We start from the raw sequence: 22,038 nt of genomic DNA on the forward strand, positions 1-22,038 counted from the left end.
TCAGCTGCGCCAGAATGCGGGTGAAAGGACAATCACCACACTGAGAATCTCAAGACGCCCCATCAGCATACCTACCGACAGAATCCATTTTGCTGCTTCGGGTAATGGCGCAAAAGTGCCTGCCGGACCGATAGTGTCGCCAAGTGCGGGCCCCACGTTAGTCAGAGCGGTCAGGGCACCGGAGAGGCTGGTGACAAAATCCAGCTGCATTGCAGCCAATGCAACCGTGATGATCAGCAGGCACAGCAGGAAAATAAAGCTGTAAGCGATCATTGAGGAAATGATCTCGTCGCTCACAGCACGTCCGTTGTAGTTACGGGTAAAAACAGCCCTCGGGTGCAGAAGGCGCATTAACTGCTCCCGCAGGACAATCAATGACAGCTGGAAGCGAAAAACTTTCATTCCTCCTGCAGTTGAGCCGGAACATCCGCCGATAAACATCAGGAAGAAAAACAATACAAACGCCAGTGGCCCCCAGGCGGTGTAATCCTCCGATGCGTATCCGGTTGTTGTTACAACAGAGGTGACATTGAAGAGCGTGGAAACGTAGCCGTTGATCAGGTCGAACCCGGTCGGCGATACATACCACCGGTACAAGGTCAGCAGCGCAGGAACCACCAGTAGAATGGTAACAAACAGACGTACCTGCTGATCCCGGAACAGCGCACCGCGCTGACCATGCATCTCCCGTACAAACAGGAAGAAGGGCATGCTTCCTATCATCATGAAAAAGGTCGCTTCCAGCAAAATAAGGTTGGAATCGAACTTGGCCATCGACATGTCAGAGGTGGAAAAACCGCCGGTGGCAATACTCGTCAGACCGTGGTTGAAGGCGTCAAACAGGCTCATCCCTGAAAACCAGTAGGTGGTTACCGCCAACACAGAAAACACCACGTATACCAGTAGCAAGCCGCGACTGAGAGTTTTCATCCGCGGGAGAGCCTTGTCCGTCCACTCCGATGACTCCGTTGCGAACAGCCGCATACCGCCAACACGAAGAAACGGAAGTACCGCTACGAACATGCCGATAATCCCAATGCCGCCAATCCATTGCAGCACCGAGCGCCAGAGCAACAAATCCTGATCCATCGAATCGAGGCCGGTAAGGACGGTAGCGCCTGTGGTGGTGATGCCCGAAGTCCCTTCGAAAAAGGCTTCTCCCAGGGTGAGCCCCAGGTCACTGAGGTAGAACGGCAGAGATGATAGCAGGGCAATGATGAACCAGCTGGAAACAGTCAGCACAAACATGTAGCGAGGCTTGAGATCCCGGGCCTGGCGGTAAGTCGCCAGTATGCCCAGTAAGCCAACCCCGAAACAGATAGCTGCGGACTCCGCAAACGCCAGGGCGTTCGGAGCTTGAGAATTCGCCAGAAGAAGCACTGGCAAGGTCATGAAAATACTCAAAAGTATGAACATGACGCTGATGATGAAGATGACGGGGTTCAGGTTTCTCAAAGGATGCTCAAACCGGCTGAACAAAGAGATCGCGACAGAATACAGGCGGCATAGCGCTTTCGCAAGGTAGAACCCCCGAGGTGTCAGGGTCTTACAGGGAAATTAAATCACTGTAAATTCTGCGTAAATCGGGATCCCACCTCTGGTGTTTATCGTCAGCCTGATGCAACTTCCGTAAATGAGTGTGGTTATAAAACCAATAGGAGTATTGATCATGAAGAAGCCAATTGCACTGATGTTAGGCCTTGCCTCGGTTTCTGCGCTGGCCGTTTCCCAGTCTGCGACCGCCGACATGTACAAATCCGGCGGCGGCAGCCTTTACGCGGGCCTTAACTACAGTTTTATCGACATCGAAAGCGGCCGTGACGAGGTGGATGTTGGCGCACTTTCCGCCAAAGTAGGAGGTCTGGTTTCGCCGTTCTTTGGCCTGGAGGCCCGGGCTGGCTTTGGTGTGGACGACGACCGCATAGATGGCGTTGACTATTCTCTGGACAATTTCTTCGGAGGCTACGCCACGCTTAACCTGGCTAACGAGTCTCCGGCCACACCGTATCTGATTTTCGGTTTCACCCGTATTGAGCTGGAGGCGCAGTCCCCGCTGGGCACAACAACCGAGGATGAAAGCGACTTTTCGTACGGCGCCGGCGTCAATGTCGAGCTTACACCGGAAGTGGCTGGTAACCTGGAATACATGCGTTACTATGACAAAAATGGCGCCACCGTTGATGGCCTTGGGCTAGGGGTAACTTTCAGCTTCTGAACCGGTTGATTCCGGGCCTGGTTTTCTGGCGGGGTCGCCTGATTACCGCCAGAATTCCAGGAGCCGACTTGAATCATCTCGCCCACCTCTTTCTTGCACCGAACAACCCCCAGGCCCGCGTTGGTAGCCTGCTCGGTGATTTCGCCCGCGGCGTTGCGCCAGGGGACCTGCCGCCCAGAGTCAGGGAAGGGCTCTACCACCACCGCGCAGTGGACGCATTCACCGATCGTCATCCCGAAGTCATTGCCAGCAAGCGGCTTTTCTCCCCACAGCGGCGACGGTTTGCCGGCGTTGCCCTCGATATCCTTTACGATCACTATCTGTTAAGGAACTGGCAACGCTTCAGTCATGTGGAACCTGATACCTTCATCGATCAGGTTTACCAGGAACTTGATGCCAACTGGTCACTGATGCCCGAATCCATGCAGCGGGTAACCCAGCAAATTGTACATCACGACTGGTTTCGCTCTTATATGGAACTTGAAAACATTGGATATGCTCTGGATCGTGTGGCTGGTCGTATCCGTTTCACAAATGCTTTCAGCGGAATCATTGAAGAAATCGAAGAGAATGACGCCGAACTGGAGCGCCGTTTTCTGCAATTCTTTCCCGAACTCAAATACTTCGCCAAAGAGGCACCATAATGCTTCCAAAATCCGTGACGTCTATTACTGCGGCTCTCCTCCTCACTCCTGCAACTCTTTTGGCCGATGCGCACAATGATGAAAACAGCGTTCCCGAGACACTGGGATTTGTTGAATGGGTGGTTCTGGAAGAAACAGGGCTGCGCCTGAAAGCCCGCCTGGATACAGGGGCCAAAACTTCATCCCTGCACGCCGTTAACGTGGAACCCTTCGAAAAAGATGAGGAAGAATGGGTAAGTTTCCAGTTACCGCTGGCTGACCATCAGGACCAGGATGATGCCGACGGGGAAAACCTGGAGGAAGTTATTCTTGAGTTCAATTTGCCGGTAGAGCGCACCGTCAAAATCAAACGCAAGGGCGCGCCATCCCAGAGCCGTTATGTAGTTAATATGGAATTCTGCATTGCGGGCACTACCCACAAAACGGAGTTCTCGCTCACAGACCGTGGCAAGTTTTCATACCCGGCGCTGCTGGGACGACGCTTCATGAGTGATGACAATATTCTGATTAACTCATCGGATGCCTTCATCGCGGAAAAAGAGTGTGAACACAAGAGCCTGGCCGAACTGGCAGATAAGCATGTGGACTGAGCCCGGGCTTGTCAGTCTTCGTGTAGATTATTTTCCATTTTTGATCTACACTGATACCAAAGACAGCCTGAAGTAACGGAGTTGGTGGTATCAACCATGAGTAGCGCACAGAAGCTCGAAACCATTGAGAAAAGCAAGGCCCCCGGCGTGGGCCTCAAAACTGTGTTTACGATTCTGGACCGCTGGGGCTGTACACCTGAGCAGGTCCAGAAAATCCTGCAGATATCGCGACCGGCTTACTACAAGTACCGCAAGAACCCGGCGCAGGCAAACCTGACCCACGACCAGGTCGAGCGTTTGAGCTACCTGGTGAATATCCACGGGTGCCTGCGTATGATCTTCGAGAACCCGAAAAACGTTTACGGCTTTATGACGCTGAAAAACGATAACCCGTATTTCAATGGCAAAAGCCCGCTGGAGCTTATTAGCACCGGTCAGTTCTCTGCGCTTTATGAAACCTTTAAACGTATTGATGCGCTGCGTGGAGGGCTCTGGTGAGCCGCGAGCTACCGCCAGTTATCAAGCTGGACAGTACCGTCGGGTACCGCCTGATCAACTCGAAGTATCCACCTGTCAGCCTGTTCGACGATGTGGCTGATGAGGACGAATTCGAGGCTCTGTATGAACTTCAGGCGATGACCAACCCGCGTCTTCTAACAGAACTGGGCAATCTGAACCTGGTACGAAAAGAAGATATACCTTTTGGAATTCCTGGATGCTCTTACGCCATCAGCCCCTTTACCCATGTAAATCCCGAAGGTAGCCGCTTCAGCGATGGCGAGTTCGGTGTGTTGTACATGGGCGACAGCATTGACACCGCCATTGCCGAGGTTGCATATCACCAGTCGCGCTATTGGCAGGGAGTTCACGGCCTGGACTACGACCGGCTGGTGTTTCGGGGATTGAAATGCAAGGTAGGGCAGTCGCAACTTCACGACGCCACAAGTATCGCCTTTGACGATCCGATCTACGACGCCGAGAGTTACCACGCATCAAGGGGTTTTGGACGCAAACTTTACCAGGCAGGCTCTGAAGGGCTGCAGTATCACTCAGTGAGAAAGCCTGGCGCGACTTGCTGGGGACTGTTCACGCCACGACACGTACTTAGCGTCATCCAGAGTGCGCATTACGAGTTTATCTGGAATGGCGAGGAAATCAGTTCAGTGAACAAATTCACGCGTGCATAGCCTCTTGCTTGCTGCGGTGGTGATATACGCCCACCTTGTCTAGGCTTAGTATGTTTTGCCAACGACAGCTCAAGCCTGACGACAGACATGATGGGAGAGAGCAATGATTAACCTGACCATAAACGGACAACAGCACGAGCTTGATGTGCCGGACGACATGCCCCTGCTCTGGGCCATACGTGATGTCGTTGGCATGAAGGGTACCAAGTTCGGGTGTGGTATTTCCCAGTGTGGCGCCTGCACGGTTCACCTCAACGGCACCGCAATCCGTTCCTGCGTTACCCCGGTCTCAGCAGCGACCGGTGACATCAGAACCATTGAAGCCATGGCTGACGATCCGGTTGGCAGCAAGGTGCAGCAAGCCTGGCTTGATCTTGGTGTCGCCCAGTGTGGCTACTGCCAGGGAGGCCAGATCATGAACGCCACCGCGCTACTGAAGAAAACCCCGGAACCGGATACCCAGGAAATTGTCGATGCCATGGCCGGAAATCTGTGTCGATGTGGGACCTACAATCGCATCCTTGCTGCCATTGAACGGGCCGCAGGCAAGGAGGCCAACTCATGAGTCATTCAGACGATACACTGCTGCTCGCCAACGTCAGCCGCCGGGGCCTGTTGAAAGGGCTCGCCGGAGGCTCCGCTCTGTTGCTGGCTGCCCGCTGGGATCTGGGCCTGGCCAATGAACAGGCCCAATTTGGTGCCGGCGCCATGCCCGGTGGCTGGGTGGACAATCCAAACGTGTTTATCCACATCGATTCCGATGGCCTGGTGACAATCATCAACAACCGTGCCGAAATGGGCCAGGGTATCCGCACGAGTCTGGTCATGGTCGCTGCCGACGAACTCGGGGCGGACTGGAAGCAGGTTCGGGCGCAACAGGCGGACGCAGACCAGGACAAATACGGGAACCAGAATACGGACGGCTCCCGCAGCATGCGTCACTGGTATCAACCCATGCGCAGGGCAGCGGCGGCCGCGAGGCAGATGCTGGAGCAGGCCGCGGCAAACCAGTGGAATGTACCGGTACACGAAGTTCGGACAGGGATTCATAAGGTTGAACATCCCGGCTCTGGCCGGGAAATCGGCTTTGGTGACCTTGCCAGTGCCGCCAGAGAGCTCGAGGTTCCTGGCAGGGACGCCCTGGTGCTGAAGCCCGACAGCGAACTGAGATTCATCGGCAAGGAGTCGGGCCTGATCAATGGCGAGCTCAAATCTGCCTATCCCAAGGCCATTGACGGTAAAGACATTGTTACCGGCAAGGCGATCTTTGGTGCGGACATTGACCTGGAGAACACCCTGTACGCCGTCGTGGCCCGCCCGCCGGTCTACGGTGCCACGGTGAAAAGCGTTGACGACAGCGAGGCGCTGAAAGTTGCCGGGGTAAAGAAGACAGTCCGCATCGAAGGCACTGGTCAGCCAGCAGCGTTCAGCCCCCTGGGCGGCATAGCTGTAGTGGCCACTAACACCTGGGCCGCAATGGAAGGTCGCAGAGCCCTCAAGATTGAGTGGGACAACGCTCCGGCCGGGGACAATGCTGACTATACCTCCGACGATTACCGGAAGGCTCTGGAAACGGCGGCGCAATCCCCAGGTAAGGTCATACGCCAATCCGGTGATGTCGAGGCAGCGCTGGAAGAGGCTGCGCAACGGGTGTCAGCCACTTATTACATGCCTCACATGTCTCAGGCTCCTATGGAGCCACCGGTGGCGGTGGTGAGAATCAAGAATGGCGAGGCTGAAGCCTGGGCACCTGTCCAGCATCCCAGGGCTACCCGCGAGGGCATCGCCGGATTGCTGGAGATGGAGGCGGCAAACGTCACCGTTCATCAAACGTTGTTGGGAGGCGGGTTCGGACGCAAATCAAAACCGGATTTCGTGATCGAGGCGGCTCGTGTGGCGAGCGAGTTCGAGGGACAGCCCATCAAACTGCAGTGGTCCCGCGAGGATGATATCCAGCATGCGTACTTCCATGCGGTCTCCGTCGATCATCTGGAAGCAGGGCTGGACGAGGACGGCAATGCCACCAGTTGGCGCCACCGCACACTATCACCCAGCATAACGTCACTCTTTGCCCCGGACCCCAAGCACAAAGGGGAATTCGAGCTGGGAATGGGGTTCAATACCATGCCCTTCAGTATTCCCGCAATCCGGCTGGAAAATCCTCCTGCGCCAGCCCACGTGCGCATCGGTTGGTTTCGCTCTGTTTATAATCTGCCCCATGCATGGGCGATCCAGAGCTTTGCCCATGAAATGGCAGTAGCGGCTGGCAGGGACCACAGGGACTATGTTCTGGACCTGCTCGGGCCCGGGCGCGAGGTTCACAACCTGACCGTTGGCGATGGCTGGAATTACGGAGAGGACCCCGACCTGTATCCGATCGATGTGGCTCGAATGCGGAGGGTGATTGAGCGTGCCACAGAAGAGGCCGGATGGGGTCGCGAGACCAAGAAGGGGCGGGGCCTGGGACTGGCTTTCCATCACAGTTTTGTCTCCTACACCGCCATTGTTTTCGATGTGGAAGTGGACGATGACGGTAAGTTGACCATCCACCGCGCGGACATTGCCTTCGACTGCGGCCCCCAGGCCAATCCTGAGCGAATCAGAGCACAGATGGAGGGTTCCTGTGTTATGGGCATTGGTATTGCCCTGCAAAGCGAGGTGACTTTCAAGGAGGGAGTTGCGCAACAGGACAACTTCGACAAGTATCTGATTCCGCGTATGCCGGATGCACCTGAAGTGGTCCGGGTACACCTGATCGACAACCCGAACGACGCCATGGGCGGAGTAGGGGAGCCCGGCCTTCCGCCAGTGGCGCCAGCATTGTGCAATGCGATCTATGCCGCTACCGGTAAGCGAATCCGGCGACTTCCGGTTGGCAACCAGCTGAGCTGATCTCCATGCAGAGCCTTGACGTTCAGGTAGTAAAACAGGCACTTGAATGGCTGACTAATGACAGCACCATCTGGCTGTGCACAGTGTTGTCCACCTTCGGTTCTTCGCCCAGGGAGCCGGGCTCACTCATGGTTGCCACCGCTGACGGGAGCCATTTGGGCTCGCTCTCGGGCGGCTGTGTGGAGGAGGACTTTCTGGAGCGCCTGGCTGACGGTGAATATGAACTTCCTGCTGTCGTCGTTCGCTACGGCGCGTCAGGCCAGGGCGTCGAAAATGCCAGGGTTCGCCTGCCGTGCGGAGGTGTTCTGGAGGTGCTGGTGGAGCGAATGCTCCCATCATCCGATAACCTGGCTCAGCTTGAAAAGGTCATGGGCGCTCTGACAGGCAGACATGAACTCGCTCGATATGTCAGATTGACGGATGGCCAGAGTTGGCTGGAGGAAGCTGAGCCAACCGGGCCACGAGTGACCTGGGAAGAGGGCTCCGAACTCGTTCGCATTCAGGTTGGCCCAATCGCCAAACTGATCCTGGCAGGGTACTCAACCGTCGCTGAAGCCTGTGCAAATTTTGCAATCAGCCTGGGCTATCAGGTTGTACTCTGCGACCCCAGGGAAGAGATTGCCCGGAATATGAATCTGCCGGAAGGCGTCGAGTTTATTCCTCAGCTTCCTTCGCTTTACATTGCCGCGGAAGGTGCTTGCTCACCATCAACCGCCGTAGTTGCAGTCACACATGATCCCCGAATTGACGACCTGGCCATGATGGCAGCTGTAAAAACCGACGCTGGCTACATTGGCGTTATGGGATCTATTCGTACTTCCCGGGCGCGAGCCGAACGACTTCGTCGCACCGGCGGGCTGATCGAGGAAGAGATTGAGCGTATTCACATGCCAATCGGCCTAAATATTGGAAGTAAAACACCGGCTGAAATTGCATTGGCTATCGTTGCGGATATTGTGCGGATCAGGAAGGGACGTGGTGTCGTTAGTCCTATTTTTTAGCGCGGAAATACCAGTGATCGTAACCAGCACGCCATCGTTCATGCGGACAGCGGTAATGCGAAAGCTCAGATTCAGGCCCTCATAAAGGTAACGGGTCTCCATCTGCATGGGGATATCCGATTCGACCACACTACAATAGGCCTGGAATATGTCTTTTTCCTTGGCCTCAGGATGGGTGTCCAGTGGCCGTGGAAACCGCCGCTGGTTCCGATTCAGAGTATTCCATCCTGGCCCATAATCCCCCTTGCAGGGTGTCGCAGCCTTGATCGCGCAGGTAGGAGGCCTGTTCACGGGTGGAGACATTGCCGGCAGTTACCGCCAGTCCCAATTCACGAGCTATGCCAACCATCGATTCAATGGTTTCCTGGTGATGGCGATTGTTCACACACTCATTGATCAGGGCTTCGCCAAGGCGGATCCCATCCACGGAATAACGACCGAAGTACCGCAGGATGGAAGATGAACTGGTAACCTCAGACACCGAAAGACGCACACCAAGGGCCTGGAGGGCTTTCAGCATAGTAGCTGATTCTTTCGATGACATTTCCAAGGCGTATTCGGGGACTTCAAGCTCCAGCATCTCTCCGGGCAGCCCGCTGTCCGACAGGGCCTCATCGACCTGTACCGCCAGACTACTGCTGGCGAGGTCCTCACCAGAGACCGGAACCGTCATCCGTAAACCGGAACCCGGCACCACGTACCAGCCCATTGCCTGCTGACAGGCTCCGTGGAGCAACCAACGGCGGATAGCGTCACTCTGCCCGGCCGCTCTGGCAGCGTCCATCCACTTATCGGGTGCCAAAACACCAAACCGGGGAGAGTGCCAATAGGGCATAGCAGATACTCCCAGGACCTGGCGGGTCCGCGCACAGACCACCGGACGGAAGTGTCGTGTCATTTCTCCCCGGTCCAGTGCATCCGCTATCGCAATGCGCATGGCCGCCTGGTCTGCCGAAGTAGCGGCGGTCAGATGGTATAGAGCCTGGTCACAGGTGGGGAAAACGTGGGAATGTTGACTGCAGATGGTCCGGTACGCCTGCTGGCCGCCATCCTGATGAAAGGCGTAGAGATCGTAACCACAAAACAGCGTCACTGGCAGGCGCTCACAAACTCCATGCCAGAGATCTTCCAACGCAATTGCGGCGGTTGGATTACCGTCTTCGCAGAGGAGATTGACCAGCTCACCAAAAGCTCTTACCGGTGTTGGAGGGAAAGACTCAATACGGTCAAAAACATGCTGCTCGAAAAGGGAGTAAACCGGCATTCCCTCGCGCATGATCTGATCAAGTACGCTGCGGGCATCGAGGATGACAAGCTGCTCCTCGGTAATCAGACGGCGGATATCCATTCCATCGGCCTTCATCTTCTGCAGCAGCGAATCACGATGGGGCGGAGTCAATAATGCAAGAAGCCTTTCACCGGCGTCTGCTCCGGCCCGAAAGTAATCAGCCAGGGTGTTCGTGAGGTAGCTGTCATCCTGATAGAACTGGACAAAGTGATCGTGAGGTTTTGCCTTGAATGCGACCGGCATGCCAGTTTCTCCTCGCTGTGCATGTGCTTAATTGGCAATCCTGCGTGGTTTGACTCCAGCCAGCGCTCAAGGATCTTGGCCCGCGCTCCGGGAAAACATGTCAGTACACTACTTGATTTGTATCACACCAGAACTGATGCGCAAGTATCAAAAATCGCGGCGTGGACGGGCATTCTCGAAAATCCTGTTGTGTCCGCGAACGGATCAAAATCGGTAGGTAAGTTCGACGAAAGTCGTACATAAAATTTTTTTAGAAAACGTTTATCTTTCTTTTTGCAAATCTGGAACTATTGGTTGTGGTGATTCCGGACAGATTCCATCGTTTGGATCACCTTATGAAGTGTTCTCACGTAAAAATGCCCCGGAAGCGTATGCTCCCGGGGCCTCAGTAATGGCTTATGGACGCGCCTCCAGAACAATATTGAAAGGCGTTTCAGCGGCCCTGCGAACGTCGGTGAAACCTCCATCCTTGATCACTTCCGTCAATTTGCGCTCGCCAGCCTGAGCGCCAAGCGCAAACCCGGAATTCTGAGCCAGAGCAGTTGGCACGCAAATGCTTGTAGAGGCTGCGTAGAACAAACGCCCAACAGGATTGAAGTTATCGCTAAGTTCATCCGCTGCCATGGGCTCAACGATCATCCAGGAGCCGTCTTGCTTGAGCTGTTTCAAGACATGAACGGATGTCCCAACCGGATCTCCCATGTCATGAAGGGCATCAAAGCATGTCACCAGATCGAAGTCGCCTTCCTGAAAATCACTCGCGGTGGCCTTCTCAAAGCGAACCCTTTGAGAGTCCAGGCCGTGTTCGTCTCGGTGTGCGTTGGCCGCATCAATTGATCCACCGTGGAAGTCGTATCCGATAAAGGTCGAGTTCGGGAACGCTGCAGCCATCAACAAGGTAGAATGGCCATGGCCACAACCCAGATCGGCCACTTTTGCCCCTCGCTCCAGCTTCTCGACAACGCCATCCAATGCCGGTAACCAGCTCTGTACCAGATTGTGTACGTAACCGGGGCGAAAGAATTTGGCAACTGCACAGAACATGCAGTGAGCCTGATCTCCCCAGGCTACGCCTTCGCCGGTACGAAAACCTTCGCTCACCTTAGGTTCGTTCTCAAAGGTACTGGCGACGTTCTCAAAGCCTCCGATCATATAGACCGGGCTGTCCTCGTCGGCAAAGACCATGGCCTGCTCTGGGGGTAACCGGAACTGCTTCGTTGCACGGTCATAATCCAGATAGTTCGAAGCAGCATGATGAGCCAGCCACTCGCGCAGATAACGTTCGGAATAACCGGTGCGCTCCGCAAGTTCGACCGAGGTTGCAGGTCCTCGAGTTTCCAAATCACGATACAGACCCAGCCGATCACCAATCCTGACCAACGCAGCACTGTAGGCCCCACCGAGGTCACCAAGGACCTGGCCCACAAAGGCATTAAGCTTTTCTTCGTCGAATGTTTGTATTGCTTCCATAGTGTTTCTCCCAAAGATAATAGAGGTATGAGCCTGTCGCATCGCCGAAGTTACTCGCTTGGCTTACAGAAGCCAGGTCGGCAGCAGACTCGACTATATTGGGGGGATTAACACTGAGGCTGAATGATTGAACGCCCGGCACACATGACCGAACTACCGCATATACTGAGCGGACCGCTCACGACGCCAGGCTGCAGGAGGCAGTCCGAGCGTGCGCTTAAATGACCGGCTGAAGGCCTCTTCAGATTCGTATCCAACTTCCTGAGCGATGGTGAGCATTTTTGCGTTGGATTCTACGAGCAGATTGGAAGCAAGCTGCATACGCCAGCATCGCAGGTATTGCATGGGTGGCTGTCCAACCAATTCAACAAATCGGTCCTGCAATGCTGAGCGCGATAGGCCTGCCTGCGAGGACAACTTCTCCAGGGTCCATGCTTCAGCGGGTTTGTCATGCATCAGGCTTAAAACCCGGCCGACATGCCGATCCCGCAGGGCAGACAACCAACCTGTCTGACTCTCTGGCATATTGCTGAGGTGCATTCGTATGAGGTCGACGAACATCATTTCGCTCATGCGTTCCAGCACAGCTTCCCCGCCAGGCCTGCTTGCGCTGGACTCGGTTTCAGCGAGCCTTGCCAACTGAACGGCCCAGCTGTCTTCTGACAATTCGCCGGCACTTGCGTGGATGACCCTTGGCAATGACGAAAGTAACGGGTTAAAAGGACCGCGGTCACAACCCAGGAAACCGCAGAGTAACGTAGCGACGGGCATGCATGAGCTTCCATCAGACCTGGGCGGAGCAGGTTTAACCTGTTGATCGTCTTCCTGTCGAACCATAAACGGCAAGCCAGAACGCTTTTTGAAATTCGCGATTATAAATTCGAGGTCGGGCTCAGCTCTCAGTCCTGGGACACTGGACATTACATGCGGGTCGCCGTGGGGAAACAGAATGACATCTCCCGCATTCATCAGAATAGGGGGCTCACCTGTTATGCCGGCCCAGCAGGTTCCGCCAAGCACAATATGGTATTCCATCATATGTTCAGACATCGGCATTACAGCGTTGGAAATAAGCGCTGCCATTGGAGCCTCAGTTACCCAGTCTCCGACACATTCAACGTTGAAAAACAGCGCTCCGCGTAAACGAATACGACGAAGCAGACCGGACAGGACATCTTCACTCATTGTCATTGCTCCGGTGGTTAATTTGCTCCAGGCTCAAGGCTAAAAAATTGATCAAATTCTATTCAACCACAAAGGGCGAGGGAAATCGCTACCTGTGATTGGGCCTGAATATCAGATTCAACGAACTAAATGTTTGCTCGCGAATCAGTCTTCAGCCTGATTCAAATAGCTCACACATTTTTTCTCTTTTTCTATCGGGGAAAGACCGCTGCAAACTGCATTCAGGCTAAAAGAAGGTCCGCAACGTCACTATGATTCATTTACCGAGATACTTGACCGAATGACCGTAGTTGCTGTTTTCCCGGGTGTTGACTTGGACGGTGGTTTCGAGGGCGGCGTATACTTACTCAATCCGGTCATTTGAGTCGATAAAAATGTACCTGCCAAACAGCTTCAAGGAAAATGACACACCCAGACTGCGACAATATATTCGCGACTATGGTTTTGGCTTACTGGTGATTGCCGATGGGCAGGGGATTGAGGCAAACCACGTTCCCTTCCACCTTGAGTGCGATAATGACGATTCACTCGGTTCGTTACATTGCCACGTAGCGAGAAGCAATCCGGTGTGGAAACGTCTCATTGGTGGAGCGAGGGTGCTTGTCGTTTTTCAGGGACCGAACGGGTATGTTTCGCCATCCTGGTATGCAACGAAGGCGCAGACGGGCAGGGTGGTGCCCACCTGGAATTATCTCGCAGTTCATGCCGAGGGCGTAGCTCGTGTTATTGAGGATGGCGATTGGTTAAAGCGGCATCTAGGTCAACTGACTGACCAGCATGAATCCCGGATGAACACACCCTGGGCTTTGACTGATGCACCATCGGAATATACCGACAACTTGGTGAAGGCAATCGTTGGTGTCGAGATCAGGATCGAAAGTCTGATCGGAAAACTAAAAGCCAGTCAAAACCAGCCAGAGCAAAACAGGGTCGGTGTTAAGGAAGGTTTCAATACCGCAGAAGCAGGCTTTAACAAAGCCATGTCAGACTTCATCCAACCCGGGCCGGGATCAGAGCTGGCGTAGATGGCTTCATTTGGAGAGTGGCGATGACAATGAAACGAATCTGGCACGGCTGGGAAAGCACTACTGAAACGTTGGGACGACGTCTCATCGCATTATGAGGTTATCCAGCAGCGGTTCTAAAGAACAAGCTTTAATATCTCATTTAACATAATATACATTATACGCAGTATACAGTTATGGAGTTTGACGCTTAACGATAAACGTTTGTACGACCACACAAAGTGCTTCATTTTTCAACGCAAAGTACTTAATTTCCACACAAAGCACTTAATTAGACGTACTGGCTTCGATCGATGGGATTGTTTGCTCGGTACCGCCCAAATGGATGATAATCAGGTCAACTTTCCTCAAAGATTGGGGCGGATATATGGCCAAGGCTCAGGATAGCGCCACTGCACTGCGCGATAAGACGATTGCTGAATCGTTAGAGCTCTTCGAGGGCGATGAGGCAGCAGCTGAGCGTTGGCTGCATTCGCCCATTCGCGGTCTCGGATACAAAACCCCAGCGGAGCTAATTGAGACCCCCGAGGGGGTTGATCAGGTTCGAACATTGATAGGCCGCCTGGAACATGGTGTTTTCACCTGACCGACTTTTGATTTTTGTCGTGTGCGAAAAGCCTATCCAAAAGCCAAGGCTCCGGTCTTCCGCTGAACATTCCCCTCCCTCTGTCGAGAATTAAAAAAATCCGTTAAAATAACATTATTACGGATTTACTAATTGCCCTCTTCTTACGGCCCAGTACTTCATTAGGAACTTTTTCGATGAGCAAATCCGGCCAGGCACGCGTACTTACGCCCGATCAGTTTGCCCAGCTCCTTGGCGTTATCCAAGAGCATCGCTATCCGGAAAAGAACACAGCGCTGATTCAGATCAGCTTCAAGCTCGGATTGCGAGTTCAGGAAATTGCGCTGCTCCAGATCAAGGACGTAGCCGAACTCGGCACTGAAACCTCTAGCCAACGTTCGTTCAAACTTAAAGAAATCCTGGCGTTGCCTGCGGCTTACACTAAAGGTGCCGATGCGTTGAAGCGATCCAAATCCACGTACCAGCGGCGTCGGATCAGTTTTAGTGTTCACGATTTCCACCAGCTTGTTCAGCAAATTGAAACCATGGCCAAGGCCGACGCCCAGATCAAACCCGAGGATTTTTATCCTGAAGTCAAAAAACATCGTGGTAAATCGCGCGATCTTCCAATGAATGACGTAGCGCTGAGAACGGCTATAGAAAATTACCTTGCGATCCGCTTGGCAGCGAACCTTTCAGTGAAAAAGACGGATTCTCTATTCCTGACTCAAAAAGGAGGCCCCTATTCTCCCAATACTCTCCAGGAACACTTTGCTCTCATGCAGAGGCATTGGGCAGGTGTTGAGCGAGCTAGCTCCCACAGTGGCCGGAGGACTCTAATGACGAATATCATTCATGAACAAAAAAAGTCAGTTAAAGTCGCGCAAAAAATCGCTGGCCACGTGTCACCGTCAACAACGCTCATCTACGAAGAACCTCCCGAGGAGTCACTGAAGGAAGCGTTGCTAGATGCCGGGTACAAATATGTTGGTTAGTCCAGCAAACGAATACCTTGGAGCGCATTCATCATTACAGTTCGAACGCCCGTGGAATGCCACTGGTTTGCTTACCTGATTAGCCCACTTGTCGTGAGTCTTGTTGATAGCGCCGGACTCATAGCTGCCCTGCCCCACCAAGTGTGGGTTTCATTGCAATTTGAGATGGTTTGGTGACTGAAGCGTTAAGTTCAATGTGGTCGCAAAGCAAACGTCCGGATTGACCACAAAGCGGACCTTTTTCGCGGCCCAAATTACCTCCAGTGCTTTAAGCGTCCAGCGAGCCCATCTTGAGCATGGCGCTGCCGCCGTCAGGATAGTGTCCACTTATTTTCTGGTGGACACTTAACATGAACAATGTAAGCGTAACCAAGCCCCTCCTCACGCCGTCGCCGGTTTCCCGGTAATATAAAGGAGGGATGGCCACCCAGTGCATTCGTTTCCCTCATCTCGCTGGATAAGGGTAATATATCGCTAATTTCGAGACTTATTCAGAGTCTCACTAAATTCTTTTCTGGTTGAAAACGCCTCAGGAAGTCGGGGACTGACAGGTCAAAGCGTTGGTTTACCAGAAGCGCCTCGTTCAGCGAGATAGTCCTGCATCCACTGATTCCAATAAGCTTCGTACCCCCTCTCATCTTCAGCGACCACCGCAGGCTTATACATCGTCATCCGTACAAGGAAAACTGGATCTGAAGGTTGGTCCATCGCATTGACGTCCGCTTGGAGGACGGTACCACACGCATCAAGTTCGTTTATGGGCCCCCAATTCAATACGGCTGAACTATTGATGACGTTCTCCGGACATTTTTCTTCTCGGGAGTTGTCGGTAAATGTCAATTTTACGCCTTTCGTTGTACTATGGTATTTAAATTCTTCATAAACGACTGGCTCTCCGTACTTTTCTTTTAACGCCGCAGTGTACGCAGCCAGACTAGGAGCTTCTTCTAGCCGTCCTTTGTTATATTCCACTGTCCTATTGATCCTTTTAACCGACTCATCCAAAGGCTTACGAGCCAACTCCACTCGATACTTACTGTCGGCTGTTTGGAAGCTGTATGACGTGACATGCGCCGATTCCTCAACCTGCCGTCTTGCCTGGGTAAGGAAAACAATAGTTTGTTCCTCAAGCTCGTCAGGACTATTTACCAAGCCAGAGGCTACTTCTTTAAAATTCTCGTGAGATTGTCCGACCTCAATGCCTTGAATATCAAACTCGGCAGTGGCAGATCCTGATCCCAATGCTAACGAAATTGTGAGGCCAGTAAGCATGCCGTTGTAGATAGTTTTCATTTTAGGTCTCCTTGTATGCACCATTAATGGATGACCAATCTTTATTGGATTTATCACAAGTAACGGTTGTCTTCTCTAAAGGTTGCTTTTACTGGCCGAGTTACAGCCGAGTAATAGAACGAACACAAACAGAAGAAGAATGCTTTTATATGTTGTGCCCAAAAAATACATTCAAGTGTTTATTGGTTTACGCAATATTCATGCCTCGAATTTAAGGCTTTGAAATTGAGCAATATTTAACCAACCAGCCAGCCGATGCGTAAAATTAACTGACGCCTAGGCCAGATTTCTCATAGGTCCCTTTGTTACTGAAAGCCCTTCTCACTTCAGCGTACTGCCCCCGCGTACCAACACTACAAGCAAATTTCTTACGAAAACCTAGGGGCTAGCTGGTTTACGGCGGGTTCTACCCAGTTACTGCGGACGGTTATAAAACGGCGGACAGCTTTGTGGCCTGAGCAGCAATTCTAAGTAGCATCCTGGATTATGGGACCGCTCGATGTAATCGAATACGTCGGCACGTGCCTCATCTATAGCGCGGAGGTGGTGCGGGGGCGCTAGGCGAGCCCTCCTAGTAGGCAATCTCGTCGCGATAGAAAGGTCCGCTTTCCAATGCTTGCGCCGTCCAGAGTACGGTGCCAAGACCACAAAGCGGACCTTTTTCGCTGTCCAAAATATCGCTTTCCGAGCACCCCAAAAACCCAAGTAGATGCTGTGTAAATACGGCTATTCTGGCATTGGCTGTTGGTTTTCATTTATCGCAGTGCGTAACCAAGCTCCTTCAGAGGGCTGTTCACTTTCAAATAATCGCCGCCAGGCGAGATAACTCCGCAGATAGGCCGTCCCCACCCCATGAAAACGCGTCATTCACTCTTCAATCGACTGATATAACTGTGTGCCCATCGATAACAACTGGGTGGAAAACCAGATCCGGCCCTGGGCGCTGGGCCGCAGCAACTGGTTGTTCGCATGGTGACTGCGCAGTGGTCAGCGTACGGCTGCCGTCATCACACGGATCCAGTCGGCCAAGCTGAATGAGCATGATCCCTATGCCTACCTGAAAGATGTTCTGACTCGCCAACGCAGAAGAACAACGCCATTGGCGAGCCATTGCCCCACAACTGGAAGCTGGCTATACCTGACAGACCCGTTTAGTGGATTTTCAGAAAGTGTCGACATGTTTAACGGCATAGGTTTTTTATCCGCAAACCATTCCCGCTAAGCTGTTCAATATTTGACCAAAGAGAATGGTGGGCATCTTTATTGCCTCCTTTCTAGACCATGGCATTTCGCCATCGTTGCCCAGCAGTAGGTAATCAATATTAAGCAATATAAGGAGGAAGCAAAATGAACGTTAAAAAAAACGGTTCTGTTTCACTCATTGCCATTACTATCGCTGGCCTTGGCTTCGCGATTCCCGCTACAGCCGCACCGATAACCTATTCCTACACGACCAACATCGGCTTCGATCCGACCGGTACGATCGGTGCAGGAGGCCAGAACGCGAGCCAACTTGTAGACGAATTGTTCGGCCCAGGTATTGGCTCAACCGGCAGCGCCACCTTGACCGGATCATTCACCTACGACAACACGACACCACAGTTTGATGGCAACTCTCGCTCGGCCGGATACGCGGATGCAATAACGAATGCAACCGTAAACTTCGATAGTACGAACACCGCCCAAGCCAATATCGATACGATCCGGAACAACTTGAGCTCAAGTTCTGTCGGCTTCAATGCACTCAGCAACGGCGGTTTTTGTGGTGGCCAACTAGTGTGCGAAAGCGTAGGGATACCGTTTGTCCCAACCGGAAATATGGTTCAGGTCGTCAATGATACCAATTTCCAAATCACTGGGCCGGATGGCACTGTGCAATTCACGCCGCGCGACGCTCTGTCGTTTTCGCTTGGGGGAACCGATTCTGACGAAGACTTCTCGCCGGCGATATCCACAGATACGTTCGGAGATGTTTTCGTCAACTCCGTTGGTGTGACTCTGATATCTGAGCAATCACTCGATTTTTTTGACAGCGTTGCATTGCCCGAAAACCTATCGTTTCTCGATAACACTAATTTGCAGTCATCGATTTTTTCGATCGACTTTTCAGGTCCAAACATCCCGGGCGGTTTCTCGCTAGAAGGCATTCTCGCCGCCGTAGAAAACGGCGGAATGGATGGCGATGGCGGTGGCCCGAATCAGCCGCCAGCAGTTTCTGTGCCCGAACCCGGTTCTTTGGGCATTCTGACGCTCGGTTTGCTCGGACTTCTCGGCTTCAAAGCCCGTCAGAGTCGGAAAAGTTAACAGCTGTTACCAGTAAAGTTCGAAAAGGCCCTCTGTCTAGTGGCGCAGGGCCTTTTCGCATTGAGCATTCCCTGAGAATGCCGGGGTTGGGTCTTGCTTTTTGCCCAGGCCTTGCCATGTAGTTGAAATCAACTCGAATCTAAGGGCCAGAAGCAGGCAGGCTTGAGCGATCAGGCGATCAAGAGGTGCGCAATGATCAATCCTGCGTTGGTCCAATCTTCCGCCCTGGGCAATTTTGTCAACGCTTGTCCAATGGTCCCACTTAGCAGTCTGTGCTCTAAGGACGACTACTCAAGCTCTCTTTACTAGCCCGTCACTCTGATCGCCGGATTGAACAGCAGGAAGCGCGCCCATGCGCATTGAATACACGGACATCCATCATTTGTTGGAACTGAACCAGTATATCTGCCAGCGTATTGACGTACTGCAAGAACAGGAAATCCTGCAAGCCTTGAGTCAGCTGCGTATTCCAGACCAAGGTTGCCAATGATTCCAGACGAAGCCTGCCACCCATTCCACGCGAAAGCTGCCACTGATTCCACGGCAAAGCTGCCACCCCGGCAGGCTGCCTGAACCGCCATCGAAATCGTCCGGCGCGGGATAACTTAACGGTACTCTGACCCTTTTCATCCGGAGAGGGCCAGATGCCAGCGAAGAGGTTATCCATGCGTAAGATCAAAGAAGTTCTTCGCCTCAAATGGGAGCGAGGGCTGAGCAACCGCCAGATTGCAACGGCCTGCGGCGTTAGCCGCCCCACCGTGAGCGAATACCTACGCCGTACCGCTGAAGCCGGTCTGAGCTGGCCGTTGCCCGCGGATCTGGATGAAGCCCATCTGGAGCAATTGCTGTTCCCGCCGCCACCGGACCTACCGGCTCAGATCCGTGGCATACCGGACTGGCAGCAGATCCACGAGGAACTCAGAGGGAAGAACGTCACCCTGTTCCTGCTCTGGCAGGAGTACCGGCAGGCCAACCCGGACGGCTATCAGTACAGCTGGTTCTGCGAGCACTACAGGGCCTGGCAAGGCAAGCTGGACTTGGTGATGCGCCAGGATCACCGGGCCGGTGAGAAACTGTTCGTGGACTATGCCGGCCAGACCGTGCCCGTCATCGATCGCACGACCGGAGAGATCCACGAGGCTCAGGTCTTTGTGGCGGTGATGGGCGCGTCCAACTACACCTACGCCGAGGCCACTTGGAGTCAGAAGCTGCCAGACTGGATCAGTTCCCATATCAGGGCGTTCCAGTATCTCAACGGAGTGCCCGAATTAGTCGTCCCCGACAATCTCCGCTCCGGTGTCAGCAAGGCCCACCGCTACGAGCCGGATCTCAATCCAACCTATCAGGACATGGCTGCCCATTATGGGATCGCCATCGTCCCCACGCGCGCCCGTAAGCCCCGCGACAAGGCCAAGGTGGAAGGCGGTGTGTTGATCGTTGAGCGCTGGATACTGGCGGCGTTGCGCCATCGACAGCACTTCTCCCTGGGGCAACTCAACGCCACCATCCATGAGCTTCTGGAGCGGCTCAACAGCCGCCCCTTCCGCAAGTTGCCCGGCTGCCGGCGGGACCACTTCGAGCAGCTGGACAAGCCGGTTCTACAACCGTTGCCGGCGGAGCCGTATGTCTACGCGGAGTGGAAGAAGGCCCGGGTGCATATCGACTACCACGTGGCCATCGACGGGCACTACTACTCGGTCCCCTACACCCTGATCAAGAAAGAGGTCGAGGTCCGGATTACCCACAACACCATCGAGTGCTTTTACCGGGGCAACCGGATCGCCAGCCACCGGCGCTCCGATCAGAAGGGGCGACACACAACCATTGCCGCTCACATGCCGGAGTCTCATCGCCACGCCGGCGAGTGGTCGCCGGAACGGCTGACTGCCTGGGCGGCCAAGATCGGTCCCGCTACCGAGAAGCTCATCCGCACGGCCCTGGGAGCCCGCAAGCACCCGCAACAGGCCTACCGCTCCTGTCTGGGCATTCTACGACTGGGACAGAGCTACAGCGAGGCACGGCTGGAAGCCGCCTGCCAGCGTGCCCTGATGCTGGGCAGCTGCCGCTACAAGAGCATTGAATCCATCCTCAAGCACCGTCTCGACCAGCAGCCTCTGGAAGAACAGCAGGAGCTGGCCTTACCCGACACCCACGACAATATCCGTGGCCCCGCCTACTACCACTGAAGGAATCCAACATGCTGAAACATCCTACCCTGGACAAGCTCCACGCCCTCAAGCTGACCGGCATGGCCGCCGCCCTGGCGGATCAGTCGGCCACGCCTGACATCACGGAACTAACCTTCGAGGAACGCCTCGGACTGCTCGTGGATCGGGAGATGACGGAACGGGACAACCGCCGCATGACCAGCCGGTTGCGCCGGGCCAGGCTGCGGCACAACGCCATCCTCGAAGACCTGGATTACCGGAACTCACGTGGCCTGGATAAAGGGCTGGTCCAGTCACTGGCCAGCTGCCATTGGGTTAAGGAGCACCTGAACGTGCTCATCACCGGCCCCACCGGGGTGGGCAAAACCTGGCTGGCCTGTGCCCTGGCACACAAAGCCTGCCGGGAAGGTTACACCGCACAGTACGTGCGGCTGACCCGACTGCTACGGGAACTGACCATTGCCAAGGGCGATGGCCAGTACGCCAAACTGCTGACCAACCTCGCCAAAGTCGACGTGCTGATCCTGGATGACTGGGGGCTGATGAAGCTGAGCGCGGAGAACCGAAGAGACTTGCTGGAAGTGCTGGAAGACCGGCATGGCCGGCGCTCCACCATCGCCACCAGCCAGCTACCCATCGAAGAATGGCATGGCGTAATCGGTGACGCCACTCTGGCGGATGCCATCCTGGACCGGCTCGTTCACAACGCCTACAAGATCAATCTGAGAGGTGAATCCATGCGGAAACGACAAGCAAAGTTGACGGGCACTGAGACTTCGGAGTAAGAAGAGAAACCCCGCGTCGCTACGCTCCGATGGGTGGCAGCCTTGCCCCGGTCCGGGTGGCAGGCTTCACGTGGAATGGGTGGCAACCTTCAGCGGTTTACGCAAGTCAGCTGCGAGTCGGACTGAAAGTCACCTTCGAAGGCCGGGTGGGCCCCTGTGCAGGGAATCGTCACCAAGATCAATATCAA

At 54.0% G+C, this 22,038-nt stretch carries 20 protein-coding genes and 2 pseudogenes; 16 read left to right on the forward strand and 6 right to left on the reverse strand.

Annotated elements, in window-relative coordinates; translation table 11 throughout:
* Positions 1-1,416, reverse strand: a complete 1,416-nt coding sequence (locus M8010_RS11725) for a TrkH family potassium uptake protein (RefSeq protein ID WP_250091830.1) — start codon at positions 1,414-1,416, stop codon at positions 1-3.
* A gap of 253 nt (positions 1,417-1,669) precedes the next feature.
* Here M8010_RS11725 and M8010_RS11730 point away from each other — a divergent pair, with 253 nt between their 5' ends.
* The 8 genes from M8010_RS11730 (at position 1,670) to M8010_RS11765 (ending at position 8,529) form a co-directional block, all read left to right on the forward strand.
* Positions 1,670-2,215, forward strand: coding sequence for a porin family protein (locus M8010_RS11730; RefSeq protein WP_250091431.1), 546 nt, complete (start codon positions 1,670-1,672; stop codon positions 2,213-2,215).
* 68 nt (positions 2,216-2,283) lie between these two features.
* Entirely contained in the window at positions 2,284-2,859 is a 576-nt protein-coding gene (locus tag M8010_RS11735) for an acyl carrier protein phosphodiesterase (RefSeq protein WP_250091432.1), read from the forward strand.
* On the forward strand, positions 2,859-3,449 hold the full coding sequence (locus M8010_RS11740; protein ID WP_250091434.1) for an ATP-dependent zinc protease family protein: 591 nt from the start codon (positions 2,859-2,861) through the stop codon (positions 3,447-3,449). The genes M8010_RS11735 and M8010_RS11740 overlap by 1 nt, the downstream gene beginning before the upstream one ends.
* Before the next feature lie 96 nt (positions 3,450-3,545).
* Positions 3,546-3,947, forward strand: a complete 402-nt coding sequence (locus tag M8010_RS11745) for an MbcA/ParS/Xre antitoxin family protein (protein ID WP_250091435.1) — start codon at positions 3,546-3,548, stop codon at positions 3,945-3,947.
* The gene (locus tag M8010_RS11750) at positions 3,944-4,636 is read left to right on the forward strand and encodes an RES family NAD+ phosphorylase (RefSeq protein ID WP_250091438.1); all 693 of its coding nucleotides are present in this window, start codon (positions 3,944-3,946) and stop codon (positions 4,634-4,636) included. The genes M8010_RS11745 and M8010_RS11750 overlap by 4 nt, the downstream gene beginning before the upstream one ends.
* A gap of 103 nt (positions 4,637-4,739) precedes the next feature.
* A complete protein-coding gene (locus M8010_RS11755) occupies positions 4,740-5,201 on the forward strand; it encodes a (2Fe-2S)-binding protein (protein WP_250091440.1) in 462 nt (153 codons plus the stop codon).
* A complete protein-coding gene (locus M8010_RS11760) occupies positions 5,198-7,528 on the forward strand; it encodes a xanthine dehydrogenase family protein molybdopterin-binding subunit (RefSeq protein WP_250091442.1) in 2,331 nt (776 codons plus the stop codon). Before M8010_RS11755 ends, M8010_RS11760 begins: the two co-directional genes overlap by 4 nt.
* Positions 7,529-7,533: 5 nt before the next feature.
* Positions 7,534-8,529 carry an XdhC family protein gene (locus tag M8010_RS11765; RefSeq protein ID WP_250091443.1) on the forward strand — a complete coding sequence of 332 codons (996 nt, stop codon included), beginning with the start codon at positions 7,534-7,536 and terminating at the stop codon, positions 8,527-8,529.
* Positions 8,530-8,695: 166 nt separating this feature from the next.
* Here M8010_RS11765 and M8010_RS11770 read toward each other — a convergent pair whose 3' ends face one another.
* The 3 genes from M8010_RS11770 to M8010_RS11780 all read right to left on the reverse strand — a co-directional run bounded on the left by M8010_RS11770 (position 8,696) and on the right by M8010_RS11780 (position 12,715).
* Positions 8,696-10,060 (reverse strand): EAL domain-containing protein, encoded by a 1,365-nt coding sequence (locus tag M8010_RS11770; RefSeq protein WP_250091445.1) that lies wholly within the window; start codon positions 10,058-10,060, stop codon positions 8,696-8,698.
* 396 nt (positions 10,061-10,456) lie between these two features.
* Positions 10,457-11,530 (reverse strand): class I SAM-dependent methyltransferase, encoded by a 1,074-nt coding sequence (locus M8010_RS11775; protein ID WP_250091446.1) that lies wholly within the window; start codon positions 11,528-11,530, stop codon positions 10,457-10,459.
* Between the two features lie 153 nt (positions 11,531-11,683).
* Positions 11,684-12,715: an AraC family transcriptional regulator gene (locus tag M8010_RS11780; protein WP_250091447.1), complete on the reverse strand. Its 1,032-nt coding sequence runs from the start codon at positions 12,713-12,715 to the stop codon at positions 11,684-11,686.
* Between the two features lie 374 nt (positions 12,716-13,089).
* On the opposite strand from M8010_RS11780, the gene M8010_RS11785 reads away from it, so the two are divergent.
* From M8010_RS11785 to M8010_RS11795, 3 genes are all read left to right on the forward strand, one after another.
* Positions 13,090-13,740 (forward strand): FMN-binding negative transcriptional regulator, encoded by a 651-nt coding sequence (locus M8010_RS11785; RefSeq protein ID WP_250091448.1) that lies wholly within the window; start codon positions 13,090-13,092, stop codon positions 13,738-13,740.
* A gap of 367 nt (positions 13,741-14,107) precedes the next feature.
* Complete coding sequence (locus M8010_RS11790) at positions 14,108-14,326, forward strand: MbcA/ParS/Xre antitoxin family protein (RefSeq protein ID WP_250091450.1); 219 nt, start codon at positions 14,108-14,110, stop codon at positions 14,324-14,326.
* 176 nt (positions 14,327-14,502) lie between these two features.
* Complete coding sequence (locus M8010_RS11795; protein WP_250091451.1) at positions 14,503-15,300, forward strand: tyrosine-type recombinase/integrase; 798 nt, start codon at positions 14,503-14,505, stop codon at positions 15,298-15,300.
* 552 nt (positions 15,301-15,852) lie between these two features.
* Here M8010_RS11795 and M8010_RS11800 read toward each other — a convergent pair.
* Together M8010_RS11800 and M8010_RS11805 are read right to left on the reverse strand one after the other, a co-directional pair.
* Positions 15,853-16,593, reverse strand: coding sequence for a hypothetical protein (locus M8010_RS11800; protein WP_250091452.1), 741 nt, complete (start codon positions 16,591-16,593; stop codon positions 15,853-15,855).
* Positions 16,594-17,319: 726 nt separating this feature from the next.
* Positions 17,320-17,489, reverse strand: a pseudogene (locus M8010_RS11805) (IS1595 family transposase); the annotation flags it as partial.
* Here M8010_RS11805 and M8010_RS11810 point away from each other — a divergent pair.
* The 5 genes and pseudogenes from M8010_RS11810 to istB all read left to right on the forward strand — a co-directional run.
* Positions 17,489-17,748, forward strand: a pseudogene (locus M8010_RS11810) (transposase domain-containing protein); the annotation flags it as partial. The pseudogenes M8010_RS11805 and M8010_RS11810 overlap by 1 nt on opposite strands.
* A 192-nt stretch (positions 17,749-17,940) precedes the next feature.
* Positions 17,941-18,897 carry a PEP-CTERM sorting domain-containing protein gene (locus M8010_RS11815; RefSeq protein WP_250091454.1) on the forward strand — a complete coding sequence of 319 codons (957 nt, stop codon included), beginning with the start codon at positions 17,941-17,943 and terminating at the stop codon, positions 18,895-18,897.
* A gap of 352 nt (positions 18,898-19,249) precedes the next feature.
* The gene (locus M8010_RS11820; RefSeq protein WP_250091455.1) at positions 19,250-19,387 is read left to right on the forward strand and encodes a hypothetical protein; all 138 of its coding nucleotides are present in this window, start codon (positions 19,250-19,252) and stop codon (positions 19,385-19,387) included.
* Between the two features lie 154 nt (positions 19,388-19,541).
* Positions 19,542-21,083, forward strand: coding sequence for an IS21 family transposase (gene istA / locus M8010_RS11825; protein ID WP_250091457.1), 1,542 nt, complete (start codon positions 19,542-19,544; stop codon positions 21,081-21,083).
* An 11-nt stretch (positions 21,084-21,094) separates the two neighbouring features.
* Complete coding sequence (gene istB, locus M8010_RS11830; RefSeq protein ID WP_250091458.1) at positions 21,095-21,850, forward strand: IS21-like element ISSpu5 family helper ATPase IstB; 756 nt, start codon at positions 21,095-21,097, stop codon at positions 21,848-21,850.
* Positions 21,851-22,038 lie beyond the last annotated feature (188 nt).

It is taken from the genome of Marinobacter sp. ATCH36, assembly GCF_023555055.1.
Taxonomy (GTDB): domain Bacteria; phylum Pseudomonadota; class Gammaproteobacteria; order Pseudomonadales; family Oleiphilaceae; genus Marinobacter.

Bases quoted from the DNA above. Each gene is read 5' to 3' on its own strand.
- M8010_RS11725 (WP_250091830.1), bottom strand. From the start codon at position 1,416: ATGTTCATACTTTTGAGTATTTTCATGACCTTGCCAGTGCTTCTTCTG.
- M8010_RS11730 (WP_250091431.1), top strand. From the start codon at position 1,670: ATGAAGAAGCCAATTGCACTGATGTTAGGCCTTGCCTCGGTTTCTGCG.
- M8010_RS11740 (WP_250091434.1), top strand. From the start codon at position 2,859: ATGCTTCCAAAATCCGTGACGTCTATTACTGCGGCTCTCCTCCTCACT.
- M8010_RS11745 (WP_250091435.1), top strand. From the start codon at position 3,546: ATGAGTAGCGCACAGAAGCTCGAAACCATTGAGAAAAGCAAGGCCCCC.
- M8010_RS11755 (WP_250091440.1), top strand. From the start codon at position 4,740: ATGATTAACCTGACCATAAACGGACAACAGCACGAGCTTGATGTGCCG.
- M8010_RS11760 (WP_250091442.1), top strand. From the start codon at position 5,198: ATGAGTCATTCAGACGATACACTGCTGCTCGCCAACGTCAGCCGCCGG.
- M8010_RS11765 (WP_250091443.1), top strand. From the start codon at position 7,534: ATGCAGAGCCTTGACGTTCAGGTAGTAAAACAGGCACTTGAATGGCTG.
- M8010_RS11770 (WP_250091445.1), bottom strand. From the start codon at position 10,060: ATGCCGGTCGCATTCAAGGCAAAACCTCACGATCACTTTGTCCAGTTC.
- M8010_RS11775 (WP_250091446.1), bottom strand. From the start codon at position 11,530: ATGGAAGCAATACAAACATTCGACGAAGAAAAGCTTAATGCCTTTGTG.
- M8010_RS11780 (WP_250091447.1), bottom strand. From the start codon at position 12,715: ATGAGTGAAGATGTCCTGTCCGGTCTGCTTCGTCGTATTCGTTTACGC.
- M8010_RS11785 (WP_250091448.1), top strand. From the start codon at position 13,090: ATGTACCTGCCAAACAGCTTCAAGGAAAATGACACACCCAGACTGCGA.
- M8010_RS11790 (WP_250091450.1), top strand. From the start codon at position 14,108: ATGGCCAAGGCTCAGGATAGCGCCACTGCACTGCGCGATAAGACGATT.
- M8010_RS11795 (WP_250091451.1), top strand. From the start codon at position 14,503: ATGAGCAAATCCGGCCAGGCACGCGTACTTACGCCCGATCAGTTTGCC.
- M8010_RS11800 (WP_250091452.1), bottom strand. From the start codon at position 16,593: ATGAAAACTATCTACAACGGCATGCTTACTGGCCTCACAATTTCGTTA.
- M8010_RS11815 (WP_250091454.1), top strand. From the start codon at position 17,941: ATGAACGTTAAAAAAAACGGTTCTGTTTCACTCATTGCCATTACTATC.
- M8010_RS11820 (WP_250091455.1), top strand. From the start codon at position 19,250: ATGCGCATTGAATACACGGACATCCATCATTTGTTGGAACTGAACCAG.
- istA (WP_250091457.1), top strand. From the start codon at position 19,542: ATGCCAGCGAAGAGGTTATCCATGCGTAAGATCAAAGAAGTTCTTCGC.
- istB (WP_250091458.1), top strand. From the start codon at position 21,095: ATGCTGAAACATCCTACCCTGGACAAGCTCCACGCCCTCAAGCTGACC.